The organism is Rhodococcus sp. OK302 (genome assembly GCF_002245895.1).
Classification (GTDB): domain Bacteria; phylum Actinomycetota; class Actinomycetes; order Mycobacteriales; family Mycobacteriaceae; genus Rhodococcus_F.
In genome coordinates this window covers 3,652,305-3,670,445 of the sequence record NZ_NPJZ01000001.1, presented here as the reverse complement: position 1 = coordinate 3,670,445, position 18,141 = coordinate 3,652,305, and the positions used below count along the sequence as shown (strand labels likewise).

Sequence of the window (18,141 nt, the reverse complement as noted above, 5' to 3'; positions counted from 1 at the left end):
CAATTACGTTGCGAGTCCATGACTTCCGTTAACGAGAAGTTTCCGAACCCTCACACCGGCAGTCGGTGACGCAGGGCGTCGCAGCACAGCCTTAGATAAGGGATATGAACGTCGTCCGCGATCCATCCATGCGCCCGGTCGGTGAGCTGTTGCGCGGGCCTGCACTGACCTGCACGCCCCAGGCAACTGCCGCCGACGCCGCCCGCGCCATGACATCCGCCGGCCGGCGCTACGTACTCGTTCCACTCGGCGACGGCCGGCTCGGCATCTTCACGGACGGGGACCTGCGCCGGCGGGTCGTCGCTGCCGGACTGAGCACGACAACTCCCATCGTCGCGGTGATGACCACCCCCGTGCACACGGCGACCGCCGACCGACTGGGCGCGGACGTGCTGCTCGACATGCTCGAACGTGGCATCCGGCACCTACCGATACTGTCCGAACGCGGGGATGTCTTGGGTGTGGTCGAGGACGCCGACCTGTTTGCCACCGCCACTCGGAGCGGATTCCTGCTGCGAGGCAGCATTTCCCGGGCAGCTGATGCCGACGAGCTGGTGGCTGCGACGGCGCGGATACCGGAACTCGTGGTCGGACTGTGGCGAGCGCGAGTAGCGGCACTCGACGTCAGCGCCATCACCTCGGTGATCATGGATGCCACTGTTACCCGCGCCGCTCACCTGCTCTCGGACTCTCGTCCTGAATCTGGTTCCACGTGGCTCTCCCTCGGCAGCAACGCCCGCCGCGAGGCCATGCCCAGCTCCGACGTCGACAGCGCCTTGACCTGGGCAGACGACGATCCGGAACGACAGGCCGGCGCACTCGAATACGGGAATCAGGTGCATGCACTGCTGGAACGCTGCGGGCTCCCTTCGGACGCCAACGGGGCGGTTGCATCGAGCCCACGGTTCGCGCGTTCCGAATCCGATTGGCTGCGTGGGCTCGGTGGCTGGCTCGCTGATCCGTACGCCGATCAGGGCGTCGTCATGGTGTCGCTGCTCGCTGACAGTCGCGTCGCGTTCGGCGACAATCGGCTCGCCCTGTCCCCCGCCGTCTTCGAGCGGTTGAGTCCGGAAGCACTGCGACTGCTGCTGAAGGAGGCCGTCGAAGGCAAGGCCCGGATGCACTCGCTTCGCGAACGACTCACCCGCCGAGCCAATACTGTCGACATCAAAGCGCAGGGCGTCATGCCGATCGTGAACATCGCGCGATGGGCCGGGCTTGCGGCCGGCTGCACCGACCCGTCCACCGCAGTTCGGTTGCGAATTGCAGCAGGCGCCGGGGTATTGCCGGACGACGACGCAGCTGTACTCGCGGAGTCGTTCGACGCGCTGGCCCAGATCCGGCTGCGGCACCAGTGCGAACAGATCGACCGCGGTGAAACCCCGACCGACGTCGCCCAGCTGGACTCCCTGACACCGCTGCATCGGAGCCTGCTCGCGAGTGCAGTTCGCGAGATCGCCGGGGTGCAGCGCAAACTCGCCTACGCCGGGCCTCCGACATGACGGAGCTGACCGAGGTTCAGCGGCACGCAGTCAAGCAGACCGTGGCCGCCGAAAGGCTCGAGGGCTGGCAACCAAACCGCGATGATCTCGCCGATCTGGAGTTGCTGGCTGTCGGCACGCTCACCACCGCGGACTACATCGATCGTCACCGCCGAGACGCTGCCGCCCGACCGGTCCCGCACCGGCGACGACGAATAACGCTACCCCGACCGTACCTGGTCACGGGAACCACTGTGCTGCGCAACAACTTCGGATTCCGGGACTCCAGCCAACTGCGGGACGTCGAGTTTGCCGCTACGGCAGCCCGACTGCTACAAGCCCACCTTCGGCCTGGACCGTCTCCACGTTTGGTGGACGCCGACCATATCTTCGCGCTCCACCGCCACGTGTTCGGTGACGTATTCGGCTGGGCGGGGCAACAACGCATCGTCGATATCACCAAGAACGGTGACACCTTCGCGCCGATCGGGATGATCGGCCGCTACCTTCGCGAAGTTGAGATCGCGGTAGCCGCGACAAACTGGCATCGCGTCGACCGTGGCCGCCTGGCCTACGCACTGGCAACCGTCTACGTCACCTACAACCATGCACATCCCTTTCGTGAGGGCAACGGCCGCACCGGCACCCTGCTGCTGCACCAGCTCACCGGATCGACCGGATTCCTCCTGGACCTGTCGAGCATCAATGCTGCGGAATGGGTTGCCGGCTCGCAAGACTCGGCCCCATTCCGCCGCACCGGTGCACCGTCGCCGCGCCCGATGATCCCACTGCTTCGACGCGCTCTGGTAGAACGAGAGAGCTAGGTCACCGATCCCCGTTGCACCGCCACCTGCCCGAAGCTCGAGAGTCCGAGAGATCCTTCGGGAAGTGTGATTTCACCGGACTGCAATCGGCGCCGCAGATAGCCAAAGCTCTGAGCCGTCTGGGCGAAAAGATGCTCGCCCGCAACAAGAGTCGGACGCGTGCGCTCCGCAGCCGCAAACTTCGGTAGCGGCCCGACGACGGTGTGGTAGTCGACGTTGAAGAACAGCGGGAACGAGTATCGCTCCTCCTGGACCTTCCGTACCCGGTGGGACGTCGCGATGAACTCCCCGTTGGTCCACACCTCGAGCATGTCCCCGACATTGACCACAAACGTGTCCGGTAGCGGTGGGACGTCGATCCATTCGCCGTCGCCGTTGAGTACCTCGAGACCCGGCGCGGTCGGCTTCAACAGTGTGAAGCACTCGAAGTCGGTGTGCGCACCGATCCCCTGTGCGTCGACGGCATCGGGGTCGAACGGATAGTGGATAAGCCGGAGTTGGCTCGGAGTCTTGGTGGCTGCGCGAAAAAATACATCGGGATCCTCGTCCAGGGCAAGTGCGAACGCGCCCAACAGGGCTCGCCCGACTGTGATCAATGCCTGGTAGTAGGTGGTCACGACCTCGGCAAACCCGTCGATGGCCGGCCAGACATTCGGACCGAGCATCGGGTTCCCAGCCAGGTAGTCAGGATCGTCCGCCGGTAAGTCCAGCGCAGTATCGAACGCCTCCTTGAGGTCGGGGGCTGAGCCTTCGAGTCCCTCTTCACCGCGCGGGACGTATCCACGGTGACATCGGGACAACCCGATGTAGGAGGTCATCTTCTCCTCCAAGGGGAGAGCGAAGAACGTCTTGGTCATGGCAAGCAGTTCGTCGAACAACTCACTCGGGATTCCGGTACCCGAGATGTAGAAGAAGCCGACGTCACGCGCCGCTTGCCCGAGTTCGTCCGCGACCCGTCGTTCGTCATCGCTGTTCCCGGAGAACAACCCGGAAATATCGACGACCGGAACCGAGGTGAATGCGGTGGGAGCGTTCATAACAGGTCATCTCCTTCTGAGTAGCTGAGTATCCAGGTGCGGGTGTTCATGTCGTGTGTGGTGTGTGCGGTCGTTTCGCTCACGAAAAGCGCCAGATCATGTCCTTGCTGGTGGGGATCGGACGACGATGCGATGATCCAGCGATCAGAGTCGACGACGCCGATGCTGATCGACGCGCCTGCCGGTGTCTGCATTGCCCAGCCGAAGCGTTGCCCGGACCGAACAACTATCGCGTGCGATCCGTCCGTCGCTACCAGCTCTGCGCCCCAACATTTTTCGGTGTCTTCCGGGCTACGGACCCAGTGTTCGATGTACGGCGCATGTACACCCGTTTCCACCACTACACCGCACTCGATATGGAGTGTCGCGGCGTCGGGAATGTCCCGCGTGGGGCCGAGGTCGATCGTGCGTCGCCACTCGAACACGTCCCCCTCGCAGACGAACCGGCCGGCGAACCCTTCCACCGGGCGTCCCTCTCGGGGCAGGCGCAGGTCGACGAACAACGACGGCCCCTGCAGCCAGCACACCCCCGCGGTGGGGTCTTGCGAGCCGTCGACATCAATCAGGAGAGTCCGACGCCACAGGCCCGCGAGCCCGTCGACGGTTCGGAGCAGTGTCTCCGTCATCCGAACCGCCCCTCGAGTTCCGCAGTGAGCACCGGCCAGACATCGGGGTCGTGACCGGGAACCAACCGGTACCCGCGCTCGGCGGCCAGCGCCTTCAGCTTACGGATCGCTGGCAGGGTGATCTCCGGGTCGTCGCCGACGAAACCACCGAGCGGCACCTCCTTTTCGATGTTCTCGGTGAGATCGGCCGCGTCGAACGCGAACACATATCCGCCGCCGCCCACCGACGGGTCCAACTCGACCATGAAACTCTGGTGGCCGACGGTATGCCCGTAGGTCGGGATTGCGGTGAGACCGGGAGCGATCTCGAACTCGCCGTCGGCGAGCCGCCAGTCGATGCGGGGATCATCGAAGTCGATGCGCGCGGTCGCTTCTCGTTCGGGCTGTGGATGATTCGACATGCCGTACTCGAACTCGGGGCGCTGCACGTGGATCGGAACGCGACCCGCGAACAACTTGATACCACCCGCGTGATCGTGGTGAAGGTGACTGACCGCGACGGCAGAGATGTCCTCGAGCGCGACACCGACCGCAGCCAACGCGTCGAGAATCGGCTCACCCGAGTCCGACGGAAGGACGGGTTTGTAGGCCGGATCTGGATAGAACCGCTCGTAGAGTGCCGGATCCCGCACCAGCGCCACGTTGAAGCCGGTGTCGAGCATGACCCAGGATCTGTCTCCGAGTTGGACCAGGATTCCGGGTGTCGGCTCCATCAGTCGCTGCTCGGGCGGCGAGCCGTAGACGGAGATCGACTTGGGCAGGTCTTCCCAGCCCAGCGTCAGCAATACGATCTTCTGAACCAATCCACTCATTTGTTTGCTCCTGCATTGTCGACCGTGAGGGTCGCGAAGTTGAGTGATGTCGGGGCCGACACCATGTGCGATTCCTCGATGCCCTTCAACCACGGCTGCGCGACGATGAAGTCCGATACGTCGACCAGGTTCATCCAGCACCCGGTCTCCGAGGCCTTGACGGCCGCGTCGGAGAAGGTCTGGTCTGAACCGGTGGTCAGCCCCTCGGCGAGGAGCGCCGAGACCTCCGGCGACGAACAGTTGAGGTAATTCAGACCCGCGCCCTGGTCAAAGGAGATATGTCCCCAGGTGTAGGGCGGCGGCGCGTCCGGCCAGCCGAGGTTCAGCAGTACGTCCGGACCCGCTCCGGGGTCGCCTGCCCACTCGAAGATCTGTGCTGTCGGGAAGCTCTGCACGCTGGCGGTCACCCCGATCTGAGACAGGTTCGCCGACAAAAGGTTTGCGGCCAACTGATTATCCGACGAACTCGAGTCGTAACCGATGACTATCGACTTCTTGTCGGCGGGCATCGACGACACCAAGTTCTCCAGCACGGTCGGATCGTGGGTGATGTTCTGCTGCGCGAACTCCGCAGCCATCATGTTCGGCGGGTAGACCTGTTCCGCGGCTTCACCGCGACCGAAGTAAGCCTGCTTGGCCAGGGCGTCGGTGTCGACCGATTGCAAGAAGGCCCGGCGCACGGCCTGATCGGTGAACATTCCCTTGTTCGGGTTCACGTACATGTAGTCCGACATCATCGTCGGCAGACTCTGCGTGGAGAACACTCCGCCGTCAATGTAGGACTGCACTGCGGAGCTGGGCACACCGTAGGTGATTGCGTCGAGTTCCCCGTTGTTGAACTGCAATTGCTGCGAGGACGCATCGGTGATTACTGGCAGTTCTACCTGCGTGAAGTACGGCTTTTCGCCCCAGTACCCGTCATAGGCAGCGAGTGAGTAGTGCGAACCAACTTCGGCGCGGTCCAACGAGTACGGGCCGGTTCCGACGTCATTGGTGGTCAGATAGGTCTGAGCGTTGTCGGTGCCGGCATTCGCGGCAAGCGCCGTCGGACTCATCATGCGCGGTCCGTACGGCGACGCCAGGTAGGCGAGAAACGCCGAATTCGGTTCCGTCAGTGTGATAGTCGCCGCGAAGTCGCCGTCGGTGGTGACCGACTCGACATCACTGACCATGTAGGCCGGACCCTGATTCACCGCGAGTCGACGATCGAAGGATGTCTTGATAGCTGCCGAGGTGAACGGAGTCCCGTCATGGAATGTCACGCCCTCACGCAGCGCGAAGGTGAACACCTTGTTGTCCGGCGACGCAGTCCACTCCGTGGCGAGAAGTGGCTCCAGTGTGGGGGTCTCGGTTCCCGGCTTGTACCGGAGCAGTCCCTCGTACGTGTTCTGCGTGAGCACCAATCCTTGGCCCGAGTAGAAGATATCCGGATCCGGTGGCTGGCCCGGATCTTGAAGGAACGACAGTCGCAGGACGTGGTCTGTCGAAGGCTTACTTGCGGTGGCCGAGCCCGAGGATCCCCCGCAGCCCGCCGCGGTAAGAGCCACCGCGCTGATAACCGCGACCGCGGCGATGCTACGTCGCTTCGCTGTCGAGATACCTGATTTCAGGTTCATGGAGATATTCCTGTTCTCGCGATGATCACCGGCGGACCGATGTTCGCGCTCGTGTCCGGCGAACTGGGATTTCGGAAAGTTTTGGTGGCGAATCGAATTCACGCGGCAATCCGCGGGTCTGCCTTCGCCTGTGCAATGTCGACCAATGTGTTGACCACGATGTAAACCACACCGAGTATCAAGGTCACACCCGCAATAGCCGGGAAGTCTCCGACCGGGATGCTCTGCGCGATGTACTGGCCCAATCCTGGCCAACCGAACACCTGCTCGACCACGAGGACACCGGCAAACATCAGACCGATTTGGAGTCCGGTCATCGACAATGCAGCGCCCATCGCGTTGCGTAGCGAGTGCTTGACCAGCACCTGCCACTCCGACAGGCCCTTCGATCGTGCGGTGCGCGCGTAATCACTCGCCTGATCCGCAGCCAGGCTGCTGGTGAGAACCCGCCCGATCGCAACGGCGGGTCCCAGCGCGATAGCGACGACCGGGAGGACCAGATGTCTTAGTCCGTCTGCCGTCACATCGAGCCTGCCATTGAGCAACCCGTCGACGGTCATCAGTCCCGTTGGCCCCGTCGGCGCGTCGGTGAGCCCGGTTCGGCCGCTGGCCGGCAGCCAGCCCAACTGCTGGTAGAAAATCACGATCCCGAGGATGCCGAGCAGGAAGGTCGGGGTCGACGCGCCGACAAACAGGACTGTTCGAAACACTACTGCGCCACGCCATTTCAGGGTCGAGCCGAACGCCAGCAATGCGGCCAGCACAACGGCCGTCATGATGCCGTAGAAGGCTAGTTCCAGGGTTGCCGGCGCATAGGCACCCAAATCTTCAGTCACCGATCTTCTTGTCCGGTAAGACGACCCAAGGTCACCGTGCACCAGGTCGACCAGGTACGACCAGAACTGCGCGGTAACAGGGCGATCGAGCCCGAGTTCGTGCGTGCGTTGGGCGACCGCCTCGGCCGACGCCTGCCCGCCCAACTGAGCGTGCACCGGGTCCAGTGGAGAAATACTCTGCAGGTAGAAGATGACGGCGCTCAGACCAACCAGGATCGCGATCATGGCGGCCAGCCTCTTGACGATCAGTGCACTCATCTTGTTCACCTGCCTCTGAGTAGGTTTCGGATACAGTCGCCGGCTATGTTGCCGACGAGCGCGAGGACAAGCACGGCGATGCCCGGCATCACCGGAATCCACCACTGCTGCAACAGAAAACTGAGGTTGCGGGCACTGTCAGCCCCAAGTTCAGGGGACGGTGCCGATCGCCCCAGCCCGAGGAAGGACAAACCCGCCACTGTGAGGATCAACGTGCCGATATCGAGGCTCGCCGCAACAATCGCCGAGGGGAAAACACCGGGAAGTAGGTGACGCCATGCGAGTCGGACCGGCCCGACCCCTGACAGCCGGGCTGCCTCGACGTGTGGACGGGCCGCGAGTGTCCGCACCTCGCCCCGGACGATGCGGGCATAGAACGGCCACCACACGATCGATACGGCAATCAAGGTATGGGTGAAGCCCGGACCGAGTGCGGCAACAACCGCGATCGCCAGAACGGCTGCCGGCAACGAGAGGAACGCGTCGGTGACACGCATCAGCACGTTGTCGACCCAGCCGCCCCGAACGCCCGCAATCAGTCCCACGAAGCCGCCGACGATCAGCCCCGCACCCACGACGACAAGTGCCGCGAACCAGCTTGCGCGGGCGCCGTAGAGGACACGGCTGAACACGTCGCGGCCGATACTGTCGGTACCCATCAGGAACCCCCCGGCGCCAGGGGGCTGGAGTGGCACCCCGACGGGTTGCAGGGGCTGGTGCGGCGCGATCAGCGGAACACACACCAGCGCCAGCGTCACCACTACGAGCAGCAGCGCGCCTACGTAGTTCGCGATAGCCGGCAGCGGTGTCCCGACAATAGGTTTGGTGCGAAACCGCGTCCTACGAACGGGAAGCGTCGATGCTACAACTGCCATGGGTATCTCACCTTCTCTCTGTGCAGGCAACGTGATGGGTACTACCGACGACACCGGCCAGTCCCAGTTCCAGGTCCGGATCACTGCAGACTGATACCGCGATCGGGCACCGTGGATGGAACGCACAGCCCGGCGGCGGGCTCAGCGGACTTGCCGGCTCTCCGCGCAAACGGGGAGCGGTGGTCCCGAGATCCGGGATCGACGCGATCAGCGCCTGGGTGTACGGGTGTTTGGGGCTGCCGGTAATTTCCTCGGCGGTGCCAATCTCGACGATCCGGCCGAGGTACATGACTGCGATCCGGTCGGCGACGATGCGTGCCACCGCAAGGTCGTGAGTCACGAACAGGACTGACATCCCGAGGGTCGTACGCAGGTCGCCGATCAGATTGATCACCGACGCAGCCAGCGACACGTCGAGTGCACTGGTCGGTTCGTCGCACAGCAGCATTGCGGGCGGCAGCACGGTCGCCCGAGCCAGTGCCACGCGCTGACGCTGCCCGCCGGAAAGCTGCGACGCCCGGGCGCGGGCGGTTTCCGGCTGCAACCCGACCCGGGTGAGTGCTTCGATGACTCGGGCTCGTCTGTCCGAGCGTCCGAGCCGTTCGTTGCGTGGCGCATTCCGTAGGCGTTCCTCGATCAGTTCACCGACGGTCATCCACGGCGTCAGTGATGCGCCGGAATCCTGAAAGACCATCTGCGGACGATGCCCCTGCGGCAGCTCGACTGTCCCTTGATCCGGAGTCTCGAGTCCGGCGATCACGCGAAGCAATGTGGACTTGCCCGACCCGCTCTCGCCCACCAGTGCCACGGATTCTCCCGGTGCGACGGTCAGCGAAACCTTCTGCAACGCATGCAAGGTCGATCGCCCGCCCCGACGGCCACCAACCGTAAATCCTTTTGACACCGCCTTGACGGTCAGTGTCCTGCCCGTTTCCGCGATCGTCGACGTGGGTAGTTGGTCCGGCGTCGATGAATCCGGCTGTGGCTGTGAAATCTCCGCAGCCACTCCCGGAGGACGCACGCAGGCACTGAGGTGCGCCGGGCCGATGAACACCGCCTCGGGGATTGCCTTCTCGCACTCCGGTTCCCGAACCACGCAACGCGGAGCGAAGGCACAACCCGACAGTGGAGTTACCGGACTCGGTACCTCGCCGGGCATCGCCGCGAGGCGTCGGCCGCGGACGGTCTCGAGGGACAGGCGCGAGCGGAGCAGGCCGGTGGTGTACGGATGCGACGGCAAAGACAGAATGGTTTCGGTCGGTCCGTCCTCCGCGATTCGGCCTGCGTACATGACCACCACGCGGTCCGCGATCTGTGCTGCGACACCCAGGTCGTGAGTGACGAGCAATATGGCACAACCGACCTCGTCGCGCAGCGACCGCAACAGCGAAAGCACCTGAGCCTGAACGGTGACATCGAGAGCGGTGGTCGGTTCGTCCGCGACGATCAGCGAGGGGCGGCCGGCGACAGCGATAGCGATCATCACACGTTGACGCAATCCGCCGGACAGCTCATTCGGATAACTACCCATTCGACGGCCGGGTTCCGGAATGCCCACGGCCGCAAGTAACTTCTCGGCCTCCTCCATGCTTCCCGCTGCCTCGGCGACCTGTCGACCGATCTTCATGGTGGGGTTAAGCGAGGTCATCGGATCCTGGAACACGGCGCCGAGGTCGAGTCGACGCACCTTCCGAAGTTCACGCTCGGAAGTAGTCCTCAGGTCGCGACCGTTGATCCGCACTGTGCCCTCAATTACCGTCGCCGCGGGCAGCAAGCCGAGCATTGAGAGACCGAGAACGCTTTTGCCCGAACCGGATTCGCCAACAAGTCCGACGATCTCGCCGGCGTCGATCCGCAGTGACACACCACGCACCGCGTGCACTGACCTTCCGTCCCTCGTAAATGTCACCGCCAGGTTATCGACGGCGGCTACAGGTCCGACCGTTTCGGACGACGTGGTCAGGGATGAGGTGGCGAGGGACGCCGAGTTCACGGGCTCGATCGTGAGGGGACGAGCGTAGGTACTACCCATGAGCCACTCCAGCGGGAAGAAGGGATGATGCGGTGGTCTACAGGGAATTGCAATGCCGATATCGAACTTCCCTGTCAGGTGACAGTTTTCCGTTCGACAAATCCGTCCAGGTATCCACGAGGTAACCGCTGTGTGTTGCCGCGTTAATACTGAATGACCACTGTTTCTGTCAGGTGACAGAAATCCGAAGAACGCCAATTACGAACTCCGACTGCAAGGATGGTGTGATGACTACTACCGGAGCGGGCCGTCCGAGGCTCTCGACACGTAAGCGTCCCGGAGCAACCGCGCGCGACGAGATCCTGGATGCGGCGGCCGAGTTGTTCACCACCGGCGGTTTCACCACCACATCGACACGGATGATCGCCGATGCGGTGGGCATCAGGCAGGCATCTCTCTATCACCACTTCGCGAACAAGGAAGACCTCCTGGCGGCGCTGCTTGTAGAGACGGTCACCTCCCCCGTCGCATTCGCACAGCAACTGTCGGAGAGCGAGGAACCTGCCACCCTGCGCATGTACGCCCTGACATGGTTCGACGCCCATCAACTGGCGACCTCGCGATGGAACCTCGGAGCCCTGTACCTACTGCCCGAGCTGCGAACCGAACGCTTCGAGTCGTTCCGCGCCCAACGCAACATATTGCTCGACCTCTACACAGAGTTCGCCCAGGACGCGATGGTTCAGGTCGATCCACGGCGCGATGTCGACATCGGTATCGCTCAGTTGCCGTTCCGTCTCGTCGAGACCGTGATCAACACAAGGTCGGACGTCGAGGCGGAAAGCGCCGGCACTCCACCGTCTCCTGACATCATCGCGGACGCGGCCATGAGGGTCCTGGGGTGGACGGGATCTACCGCTGAACTTGCTGCTCGTACAACAAGATTTATCGCTGACTATGAGGGATGCCAAAGTATGTGAGCTGGACCTCCGGTGGATCGCTACGGCGGTGGTTGGGTGCGACATCGGCCGGCAATTTCAGGCATGCCGAACCATAGCTAGTCTCCGATGTATCCGGTTTCGGGGTTGATCTGGAGGAGGAAATCGCGGATCGACTCGCGATGCTCGTCAATCGTGGTCGGCTCGATCTCCCGAATCATCTTGACCGCATCGCCTCGCACCCGATAAATGGCCTCAGAACGGTCGCACTCAGAACGGTGGCGGATCATCCCCGTAATCCACCGGCCTCCGCCCACGAACCACATACTTACGTCCCGACGCTGTTGCCCGCACCCGCATCAACCGCTGCAACAACCGAGTCCGCTTCCGAACTTCCAGCCGCCGCTCCCGCCGCGCCAACTTCTCAGCCCGAACATCCATCAGCGCACGCCGACGCCGGCGTTCACCCCGAACCCGGGCAGCCTTGTTCTCCAACCTCGTCCGCCGCGCCGGCCCACCCTCCGGTGGGATCGGATCGGTTGATCCCGCCAGCAATCCCGCCGCCCGGGTCCGGTAACAATGCCCCGTCGCAGAAACCAGGCTGACCGTCCGATCCAGGTTCGGGGTGTGCAACCAGCGGCCGGAATGCTTGAGCCGATGATGATTTCGGCAATACGCCGACAAATTCGACGCGATCGTTTTCCCACCATTGGCGGGATCGGCATGATCGAACGGCACCAGATGATCAAGATCGCAATTCCACGCCGGGACGTCGCAGTGCAACCACTGACAACTCCCCGCCGCCGCCCGTAGCCACGTATCCAATGCCGCGCCAGGGCGGTAGACGAACGCCGACGCCGGCAGTGAATCCGAGGCAGGCTCAGGCACTACATCTGCCGGCACCCGCACTTCCTTGACGATGGCGTCCTTCGCGATCTCCCGGGCGTGCTCGGCACTGATCACGCCGTGTCCGTCCAGATGTGCCGGCTCGTCACCACCGTCGCTGCTGTTGCTGTACGTCGACTCCGACATCACCACAACCACCAACGGACGACGCACCACCGCCAACCCCGACCGATCCTGCACGCAATCCACCCGGCCACAATCACACGGCAACACCGCCGAACCATCCAACAACGCACCCAACGCATCCGCCCGCCGCTGCTCATACGTCCGCGAATCATCCCGGCACACCGACAGAGCCAACTCCCGCAACCGACCGTCGAACAGTCGGGCCTGCTCCGCCGGAATACTGCCCACGATCCGGGCCATCCCGTCCTCCATGGCACTGACCCCGACAAACCGGTCCGCCAACGCACGGCGACGGCGCTCCCGCATCCCCTCCGGATCCACCCGCGCCACAATCCGATCGATCACGCCGGTCAACCGGCGACCCGTCAACCCCGTCCCACCATCCACGGCCGGAGACAAGACCTGTTCCAGGACAAGGCGTTCCACATCGTCGATCAAATCATCCGACACATTCGCAGTGGCCGATTCGATCAACCCGACCCGGTAGAGATCCAGTTCTCCGCGCGCCATCGCCTCCCGGGTACGGTGCAGGCGGGTCTTCAACGCGAAACCCAGGCCGATGAGTTTCCCGGCCGCTGAGCGGCCCATCGTCAACACCGCCCCGATCTCCGATTCCGCCAACTCGTGCGCCGTGGACGACCACGTCCCCGAGGCCGTGTGCTCGGCGCTACGGCGGGTGAAAAACTCGGCAATCGCAGCAAGTTTGCGCTCCACCAACTTCGCTTCACACGAATGCAGTTCGGAGATGAGATCGATGAGGGCGCAATCGGATTCGGTACCGGTCAGCGGTGCTGACGGACCGCAATTTCCCACCCCCGACTCCAACATCCCCCCACCGTATTCGAAACTATGTTCGGAGACAACAGTTGCAGCCAAATCGGTCGGAAAAGTCCGAATATTGGTGGAACATCCAGGGCTGCTAGCTTTTTCGGTCAAATTCCCTGGACTGGAAGCTACACATCAGATTCGTTTGACGCGGCGGCATCAACCGCCAATTCAGCCGCTTCAGCCCGCATTCTCCGGAAGAGTCGAACCGTCAACACCACGAGGGCTACCAGCACGACCGCCAGCAGAACACCGAGATCGGAAAATTTCTCTGCCACATTGCCGGCGGCAACCTGCAGCGAAAACTGGTCGTCGACACCCATCACTGCACCGAGATTCGCGGTTCCGTCTGTGAGCAGAAACAGCATTCCGATAGTAATGAACAGCAAGCCCGAGATCAGAGATGTTGTATGTGTGGTCAGCGGACCGAGTTTTATCGCTCGCCCTCGAAGCCAGCTTCGCCGACCGAGGTCAAATCGGTCCCAGACCAGGGCAAGCAGGAACAACGGCATCGCCATTCCCAAGGCGTACAACGCCATCAGAACCGCGCCATACCCCGCCGATCCACCGGAGACTGCGACAGTGAGAACACTGCCAAGCAACGGGCCTGAGCAGAATCCTGCAAACCCGTATACCGCGCCGAGCGCAAAGACCGACACTGAACCCGAGACCGTGATCGATTGCGACGCTCGTTGGGCCGGCGCGAAGGCAAAGCCTTTTCCCAGAACCGCCAGAACACCGAGGACGATCAAAACGACGCCGCTGATCAGGGTTATGAGCGTGCGGTGCTCGACCAGGGCGGACCCCATCATGCCGAGTCCCGCACCGAGCGGCATCAGGACGGTGGCCAGACCGACGTAGAAGAGAGCGGTCCTCATCGCGAGGCGTCCGATCCCGTCGAACGCGTAGGCAAAAAAAGACGGCAGCAACAGCGCCGAGCAGGGACTGACCAGCGAAAGCAAGCCGCCGAAGAAGGCTCCGACCAATCCGATATTCGTCATTCGCCGCTAGAGTCCCGCAGCCCGATCAATTACCTGTTCGAAGGTCGTCAGAGGCTGCGCTCCGAGGACGGGAGTGCCGTTGACGATAAACGACGGAGTGCTCGAAATGCCGATCATCCTGGCTTCGTACATGTCTCGCGAAATTGATTCGTCAAATTTCGAACTTGCGGCATCAGCTTCGAATCGCTGGAGATCGGGCACACCGGCCTTTGCGGCAATGTCATTGAGTGTTGCCGCGGTGAGGTCGGGGTGCCCTCGGTCGGGAGCCTGCGAATACAGGGCCGAGTTGTACTCCCAGAACTTGCCCTGGGCGGCTGCGGCGCGACCGGCCCGCGCTGCGGCAGTTGATTGTTCACCGAAGATCGGCAGATCGCGCCATTCCATTCGCAATACGCCATCGTTGACGTACTTCTCGATCAACGCAGGCTCAGTGTCACGACTGAACTTCGCGCAGAACGGGCATCGATAGTCGGAATACTCCACCAGTACCACCGGGGCATCCACGGAGCCGATTGCCAGAGGGTCACCGCTGATACGTCGTGAGTGATCCCCGGCGGGACCCACCATGGCCACAACCGGCGGCGTTAATGCGCCTGATTTTTCTTCACCGTTGTTGCCGATCACGAGGACCGTGCCGAGCACGACAGCCACCACCGCCAGGATTCCGATCAACCAGAATTCTCGACGGATTCCAGGCTTTTTGCGTGTTGCTCCCACTGATGACCTCTCGACCCGACTGGTTCGTACGCACGCTTAACTACTATCAAGGATAGTAGTACAACTACTAAGCTACTTAGTAGTTGGCGACTGCGCCATCCACATCCGGAGAGGACTCCATGCCCGCCCCAGATTCCCCGCAGAACGCCGTTACCGAGCGAAAATTTCGTACCCGACCCCACTGGCTGCGCGCCGTTGTATCGGGAGCAGTAACGGCACTGATCGTCGGAGTTCCCACTGATATCGTCGATACCGCCCTGTTCAGCCGGGAGGTCCCTGTTCGCTGGTGGGAGTACCCCGTCTTCGGTGCGACGGTGCTACTTACCGCTGCCTGGTTCGGAATCCAAGCGCCACCGCGCAGTGATGAACGCCCAACCAAGGCGTACGCCGGGGTTGCGCTCGCCGTGTTCGCAGTCGGCTGCCCGGTCTGCAACAAACTCGTCGTCGCTGCGCTCGGAGTTTCGGGGGCACTCGGGATCTGGGCGCCGATTCAGCCGATACTCGCAGTGGTTTCACTTGCCCTACTCACCATGGCCGTAACCTATCGGTGGCGCCGACGTGATTGCTCTGACGGCGCCTGCACAACCGACCTGGCCGCCGTCAGGTAAGACAGAAAATAGCGACCGAGCCGAAACCCGCTGCGATGACAAGGAACAACGGCACTGCCGACAACAGTGCGCCCACCGAATAGTCGACGGCAGACGAAACCTGTCCTCGCTCCGGCATCGCGTCGAGCCAATGAATCCGATCCGATACTGCCGTCGGCGACCGGAATGTTGTGCCCAGCGGATCATTCCGACTATCGACGCGTCGGCCGGAGGACCGCACCAGCGCGGATCGAACTGCATCGGTCCCGAATTCGCGAGCGGCATGACGATCTGCCGCCAGTTCTGTAAGAACACGAAGCCAATCCGGCGCTTGGCGGCACAACGGAACGAACGGTAGTGCTGCACTGAGAATTTCGGCAAACAACACCAACTGATGGTGCCTGCCACGCAAATGCGCACGCTCATGCCCAAGTACTGCCCGCTGCTGTTGCGCCGTAAGAGCAGACAACCCGTCGGTCGCAACGACGACGCCACGACCGGCTGCGATACTGTATGCCGCCGGACGGTCGCTCTTCAGCCACAGCGTCTCCGATACACCATCGCGAGACGTCTTATGGCACACCAATTTCAGCATCGCCAGGTGCTGAGCAGTGTGCTGTCGGTGGCGTGCGATCAACGTGAACCCAACGAATCCGATCCGAAGTACAAGCGCGATTGCCGCTGAGACGAGGACCAGTTGAGCGAAGGGCACCCACGCTAGTTGATCATCGTTCTGCAGCGACTCGGCACAGGTCAGGACAAGTGATCGCAGGCGCGGCATGTACTGCCCCGGCCGAGTTACCAGCGCGACCGGGGTCGCTACCAGAGTAAGTACAAAAAGAACCAGTGAAATCGTCCAAGCCGAAAGCGCGAGGCTCGGGTTGCGGGTGGGTGACAGCAAAGGTCGGAGATAGTGCGGTGCCGTCACGCCGATGACGAGCGCGGCCGCGCACAGGCTTGCAGCGAGAATCATTTGTGCTTCGACGTTCTACGTGCCGCGCGGCGAAGAATCTTGGATTCTTCGTCGCTCGCCGAGCTGGCGAAATGCAGCATGACCTGTTCAGCATTCCCGCTGGAGCGGAGCACTTCGCGGAGCAGTTCGACAGCCTGCTCCTCCCGTGACCTACTGGCGCGGTAGCGGTACGCACGTCCGTTCCGCTCACGGGTCACCATGTGCTTGGAGTGCAAGTTATCCAGAACCGTCATCACGGTGGTGTACGCGAGTGGACGAGGAGGCGTGAGTCGGTCCATCACGTCTCGGACTCGTAGTGCCGAGTCCGCTCCCCACAACACCTCCATGACTGCTGCCTCGAGTTCACCCAATCCGATCACAGCTGACACCATTTCCGTCTCGAGTTCCCTATCGGAGCAATGCTAGCGGGAATTGATCAGCCGCCAGTCGCACAACCCGATCGGCCACCCCCTAGCCGGCGCCTTCTCGACAGGACACACCACTCGGCAGAGCCGAGATAACGTTTTTCACCGGATGCAGACGAGCATCTCCTGAGCATCGATCTCGAAGTCGTAATCCACCGCCACGATCTCGGTTTCGACTACGTCGGCACGCAGCACCTTCCGGAGCGCATCAAGATGCTCATACCGCTGGTGGGTCACATGAGAGACCAAGGGAAATATCCGCAACTCTTTCCGCGCCACTCGGAGCAGCTCACGAAGGAACTGCAGGTGAGTCCCTTGATCGAACCGATCGCCGTAGGTAAACAGGAGATGCGACGACAGGACGAGATCGAAAGAACGGTTATCGAACGGCAGATCGGGAAGTGCTGCAACGACATACGAGTCAGGATTCTCCGCAACATCCCTGGCGAAGTCCTCAGACGCCTGCAGACGATGACTCAAATGATGATTGGCATCGGTGAAGAATTCGCCAGAGAATTGTTCGGGATTCGCTTCGACGTACTCGTTCCCACGAATAGCCTCGGCTCCCGCATTCGCCACGGTTCGGGCCATATCGCCATATGCCACATCGCAGGCCGTCACGGCAGTTCCACGCTCTCTGGCAACGGCACTGAACGACGCGGCGCCCGCCGGGCAATCCAGAATTGTTCCCGCAAGATCGGCATCGGTGATGGAGAACATCGCAACATATTCGACGAAGGATCTGGAGGTGACAAGCACGTCGCCGATTCCGGACTTGATCATAGGTTTCTCTCGAGCACTCACAGTCGTGAGACTAGCCCCGTTCGTGACAGCATGAGTTCATGCCAGTCATCGAGTCGAGTGTCGAGATCCCGGTTAGCACCCACATCGCCTTTGCTGTTTCTCAAACCACAGGCACGACTCGATTACTGTGGGATCCGTTCATCGCATCGCAGAAGTTTCTGGACGGAGCCGACGAACCCGCACGTGGCGTTCGGACCCTCACCCACCACCATTGGCATCTGAAAATGATCAGCCAATACGTCTCTTACAATCCCCCCACCAATGTCGGGATGAAGATGATCGAAGGACCGTGGTTTCTCGAGAATCTAGCTGCCGGATGGCGCTTCGTACCGGTGGACGGCGACAACAACAGGACTGTGGCGACCTGGCGTTACAGCTTCACCTGCCGACCGGCGTGGCTCGCTCCCATCGCCGAACGGATTGGAGTGCACATTCTCGGCCGCGATATCGAAAGGCGTATCAGCGGATTCGCGAAAGGATGCTCGAATCCCGAAGTGCTGGCTGCACTCGAACGCTAACGTAG

General features: G+C 62.2%; 18 protein-coding genes. 5 read left to right on the top strand and 13 right to left on the bottom strand.

Features of this window, described 5'->3' with window-relative positions; genetic code table 11:
• Positions 1-104 precede the first annotated feature (104 nt).
• Positions 105-1,502: a putative nucleotidyltransferase substrate binding domain-containing protein gene (locus BDB13_RS16825; protein WP_254922837.1), complete on the top strand. Its 1,398-nt coding sequence runs from the start codon at positions 105-107 to the stop codon at positions 1,500-1,502.
• The gene (locus tag BDB13_RS16820) at positions 1,499-2,305 is read left to right on the top strand and encodes a Fic family protein (protein ID WP_094272637.1); all 807 of its coding nucleotides are present in this window, start codon (positions 1,499-1,501) and stop codon (positions 2,303-2,305) included. The genes BDB13_RS16825 and BDB13_RS16820 overlap by 4 nt, the downstream gene beginning before the upstream one ends.
• On the opposite strand, the gene BDB13_RS16815 is transcribed toward BDB13_RS16820, so the two are convergent.
• The 7 genes from BDB13_RS16815 to BDB13_RS16785 all read right to left on the bottom strand — a co-directional run bounded on the left by BDB13_RS16815 (position 2,302) and on the right by BDB13_RS16785 (position 10,397).
• On the bottom strand, positions 2,302-3,342 hold the full coding sequence (locus BDB13_RS16815) for an isopenicillin N synthase family dioxygenase (RefSeq protein WP_094272636.1): 1,041 nt from the start codon (positions 3,340-3,342) through the stop codon (positions 2,302-2,304). The genes BDB13_RS16820 and BDB13_RS16815 overlap by 4 nt on opposite strands.
• Positions 3,339-3,968 carry a hypothetical protein gene (locus tag BDB13_RS16810; protein ID WP_094272635.1) on the bottom strand — a complete coding sequence of 210 codons (630 nt, stop codon included), beginning with the start codon at positions 3,966-3,968 and terminating at the stop codon, positions 3,339-3,341. The genes BDB13_RS16815 and BDB13_RS16810 overlap by 4 nt, the downstream gene beginning before the upstream one ends.
• Positions 3,965-4,780, bottom strand: a complete 816-nt coding sequence (locus BDB13_RS16805; RefSeq protein ID WP_094272634.1) for an N-acyl homoserine lactonase family protein — start codon at positions 4,778-4,780, stop codon at positions 3,965-3,967. The genes BDB13_RS16810 and BDB13_RS16805 overlap by 4 nt, the downstream gene beginning before the upstream one ends.
• Positions 4,777-6,396: an ABC transporter substrate-binding protein gene (locus BDB13_RS16800; protein ID WP_094274974.1), complete on the bottom strand. Its 1,620-nt coding sequence runs from the start codon at positions 6,394-6,396 to the stop codon at positions 4,777-4,779. Before BDB13_RS16800 ends, BDB13_RS16805 begins: the two co-directional genes overlap by 4 nt.
• Positions 6,397-6,494: 98 nt before the next feature.
• The gene (locus tag BDB13_RS16795; protein ID WP_094274973.1) at positions 6,495-7,490 is read right to left on the bottom strand and encodes an ABC transporter permease; all 996 of its coding nucleotides are present in this window, start codon (positions 7,488-7,490) and stop codon (positions 6,495-6,497) included.
• Between the two features lie 5 nt (positions 7,491-7,495).
• Positions 7,496-8,365, bottom strand: coding sequence for an ABC transporter permease (locus BDB13_RS16790; protein WP_094272633.1), 870 nt, complete (start codon positions 8,363-8,365; stop codon positions 7,496-7,498).
• Positions 8,366-8,372: 7 nt separating this feature from the next.
• Complete coding sequence (locus BDB13_RS16785; RefSeq protein ID WP_094272632.1) at positions 8,373-10,397, bottom strand: dipeptide ABC transporter ATP-binding protein; 2,025 nt, start codon at positions 10,395-10,397, stop codon at positions 8,373-8,375.
• Between the two features lie 227 nt (positions 10,398-10,624).
• On the opposite strand from BDB13_RS16785, the gene BDB13_RS16780 reads away from it, so the two are divergent.
• Positions 10,625-11,317: a TetR/AcrR family transcriptional regulator gene (locus tag BDB13_RS16780; protein ID WP_094272631.1), complete on the top strand. Its 693-nt coding sequence runs from the start codon at positions 10,625-10,627 to the stop codon at positions 11,315-11,317.
• A gap of 228 nt (positions 11,318-11,545) precedes the next feature.
• On the opposite strand, the gene BDB13_RS16775 is transcribed toward BDB13_RS16780, so the two are convergent.
• The 3 genes from BDB13_RS16775 to BDB13_RS16765 form a co-directional block, all read right to left on the bottom strand.
• Positions 11,546-13,135 carry an HNH endonuclease signature motif containing protein gene (locus BDB13_RS16775; RefSeq protein WP_094272630.1) on the bottom strand — a complete coding sequence of 530 codons (1,590 nt, stop codon included), beginning with the start codon at positions 13,133-13,135 and terminating at the stop codon, positions 11,546-11,548.
• 125 nt (positions 13,136-13,260) lie between these two features.
• Entirely contained in the window at positions 13,261-14,133 is an 873-nt protein-coding gene (locus BDB13_RS16770) for a cytochrome c biogenesis CcdA family protein (protein ID WP_094272629.1), read from the bottom strand.
• A 6-nt stretch (positions 14,134-14,139) separates the two neighbouring features.
• The gene (locus BDB13_RS16765) at positions 14,140-14,850 is read right to left on the bottom strand and encodes a DsbA family protein (protein WP_094272628.1); all 711 of its coding nucleotides are present in this window, start codon (positions 14,848-14,850) and stop codon (positions 14,140-14,142) included.
• Between the two features lie 119 nt (positions 14,851-14,969).
• Here BDB13_RS16765 and BDB13_RS16760 point away from each other — a divergent pair, with 119 nt between their 5' ends.
• Complete coding sequence (locus BDB13_RS16760) at positions 14,970-15,458, top strand: hypothetical protein (protein WP_094272627.1); 489 nt, start codon at positions 14,970-14,972, stop codon at positions 15,456-15,458.
• On the opposite strand, the gene BDB13_RS16755 is transcribed toward BDB13_RS16760, so the two are convergent.
• The 3 genes from BDB13_RS16755 to BDB13_RS16745 form a co-directional block, all read right to left on the bottom strand.
• Positions 15,451-16,410, bottom strand: a complete 960-nt coding sequence (locus BDB13_RS16755; RefSeq protein ID WP_094272626.1) for a M56 family metallopeptidase — start codon at positions 16,408-16,410, stop codon at positions 15,451-15,453. The two genes, BDB13_RS16760 and BDB13_RS16755, sit on opposite strands and share 8 nt — an antisense overlap.
• Positions 16,407-16,778 (bottom strand): BlaI/MecI/CopY family transcriptional regulator, encoded by a 372-nt coding sequence (locus BDB13_RS16750; protein WP_217902161.1) that lies wholly within the window; start codon positions 16,776-16,778, stop codon positions 16,407-16,409. Before BDB13_RS16750 ends, BDB13_RS16755 begins: the two co-directional genes overlap by 4 nt.
• Before the next feature lie 138 nt (positions 16,779-16,916).
• Entirely contained in the window at positions 16,917-17,597 is a 681-nt protein-coding gene (locus BDB13_RS16745; RefSeq protein ID WP_094272625.1) for a methyltransferase domain-containing protein, read from the bottom strand.
• Between the two features lie 59 nt (positions 17,598-17,656).
• On the opposite strand from BDB13_RS16745, the gene BDB13_RS16740 reads away from it, so the two are divergent.
• Positions 17,657-18,136 (top strand): SRPBCC family protein, encoded by a 480-nt coding sequence (locus BDB13_RS16740; RefSeq protein ID WP_094272624.1) that lies wholly within the window; start codon positions 17,657-17,659, stop codon positions 18,134-18,136.
• Positions 18,137-18,141 lie beyond the last annotated feature (5 nt).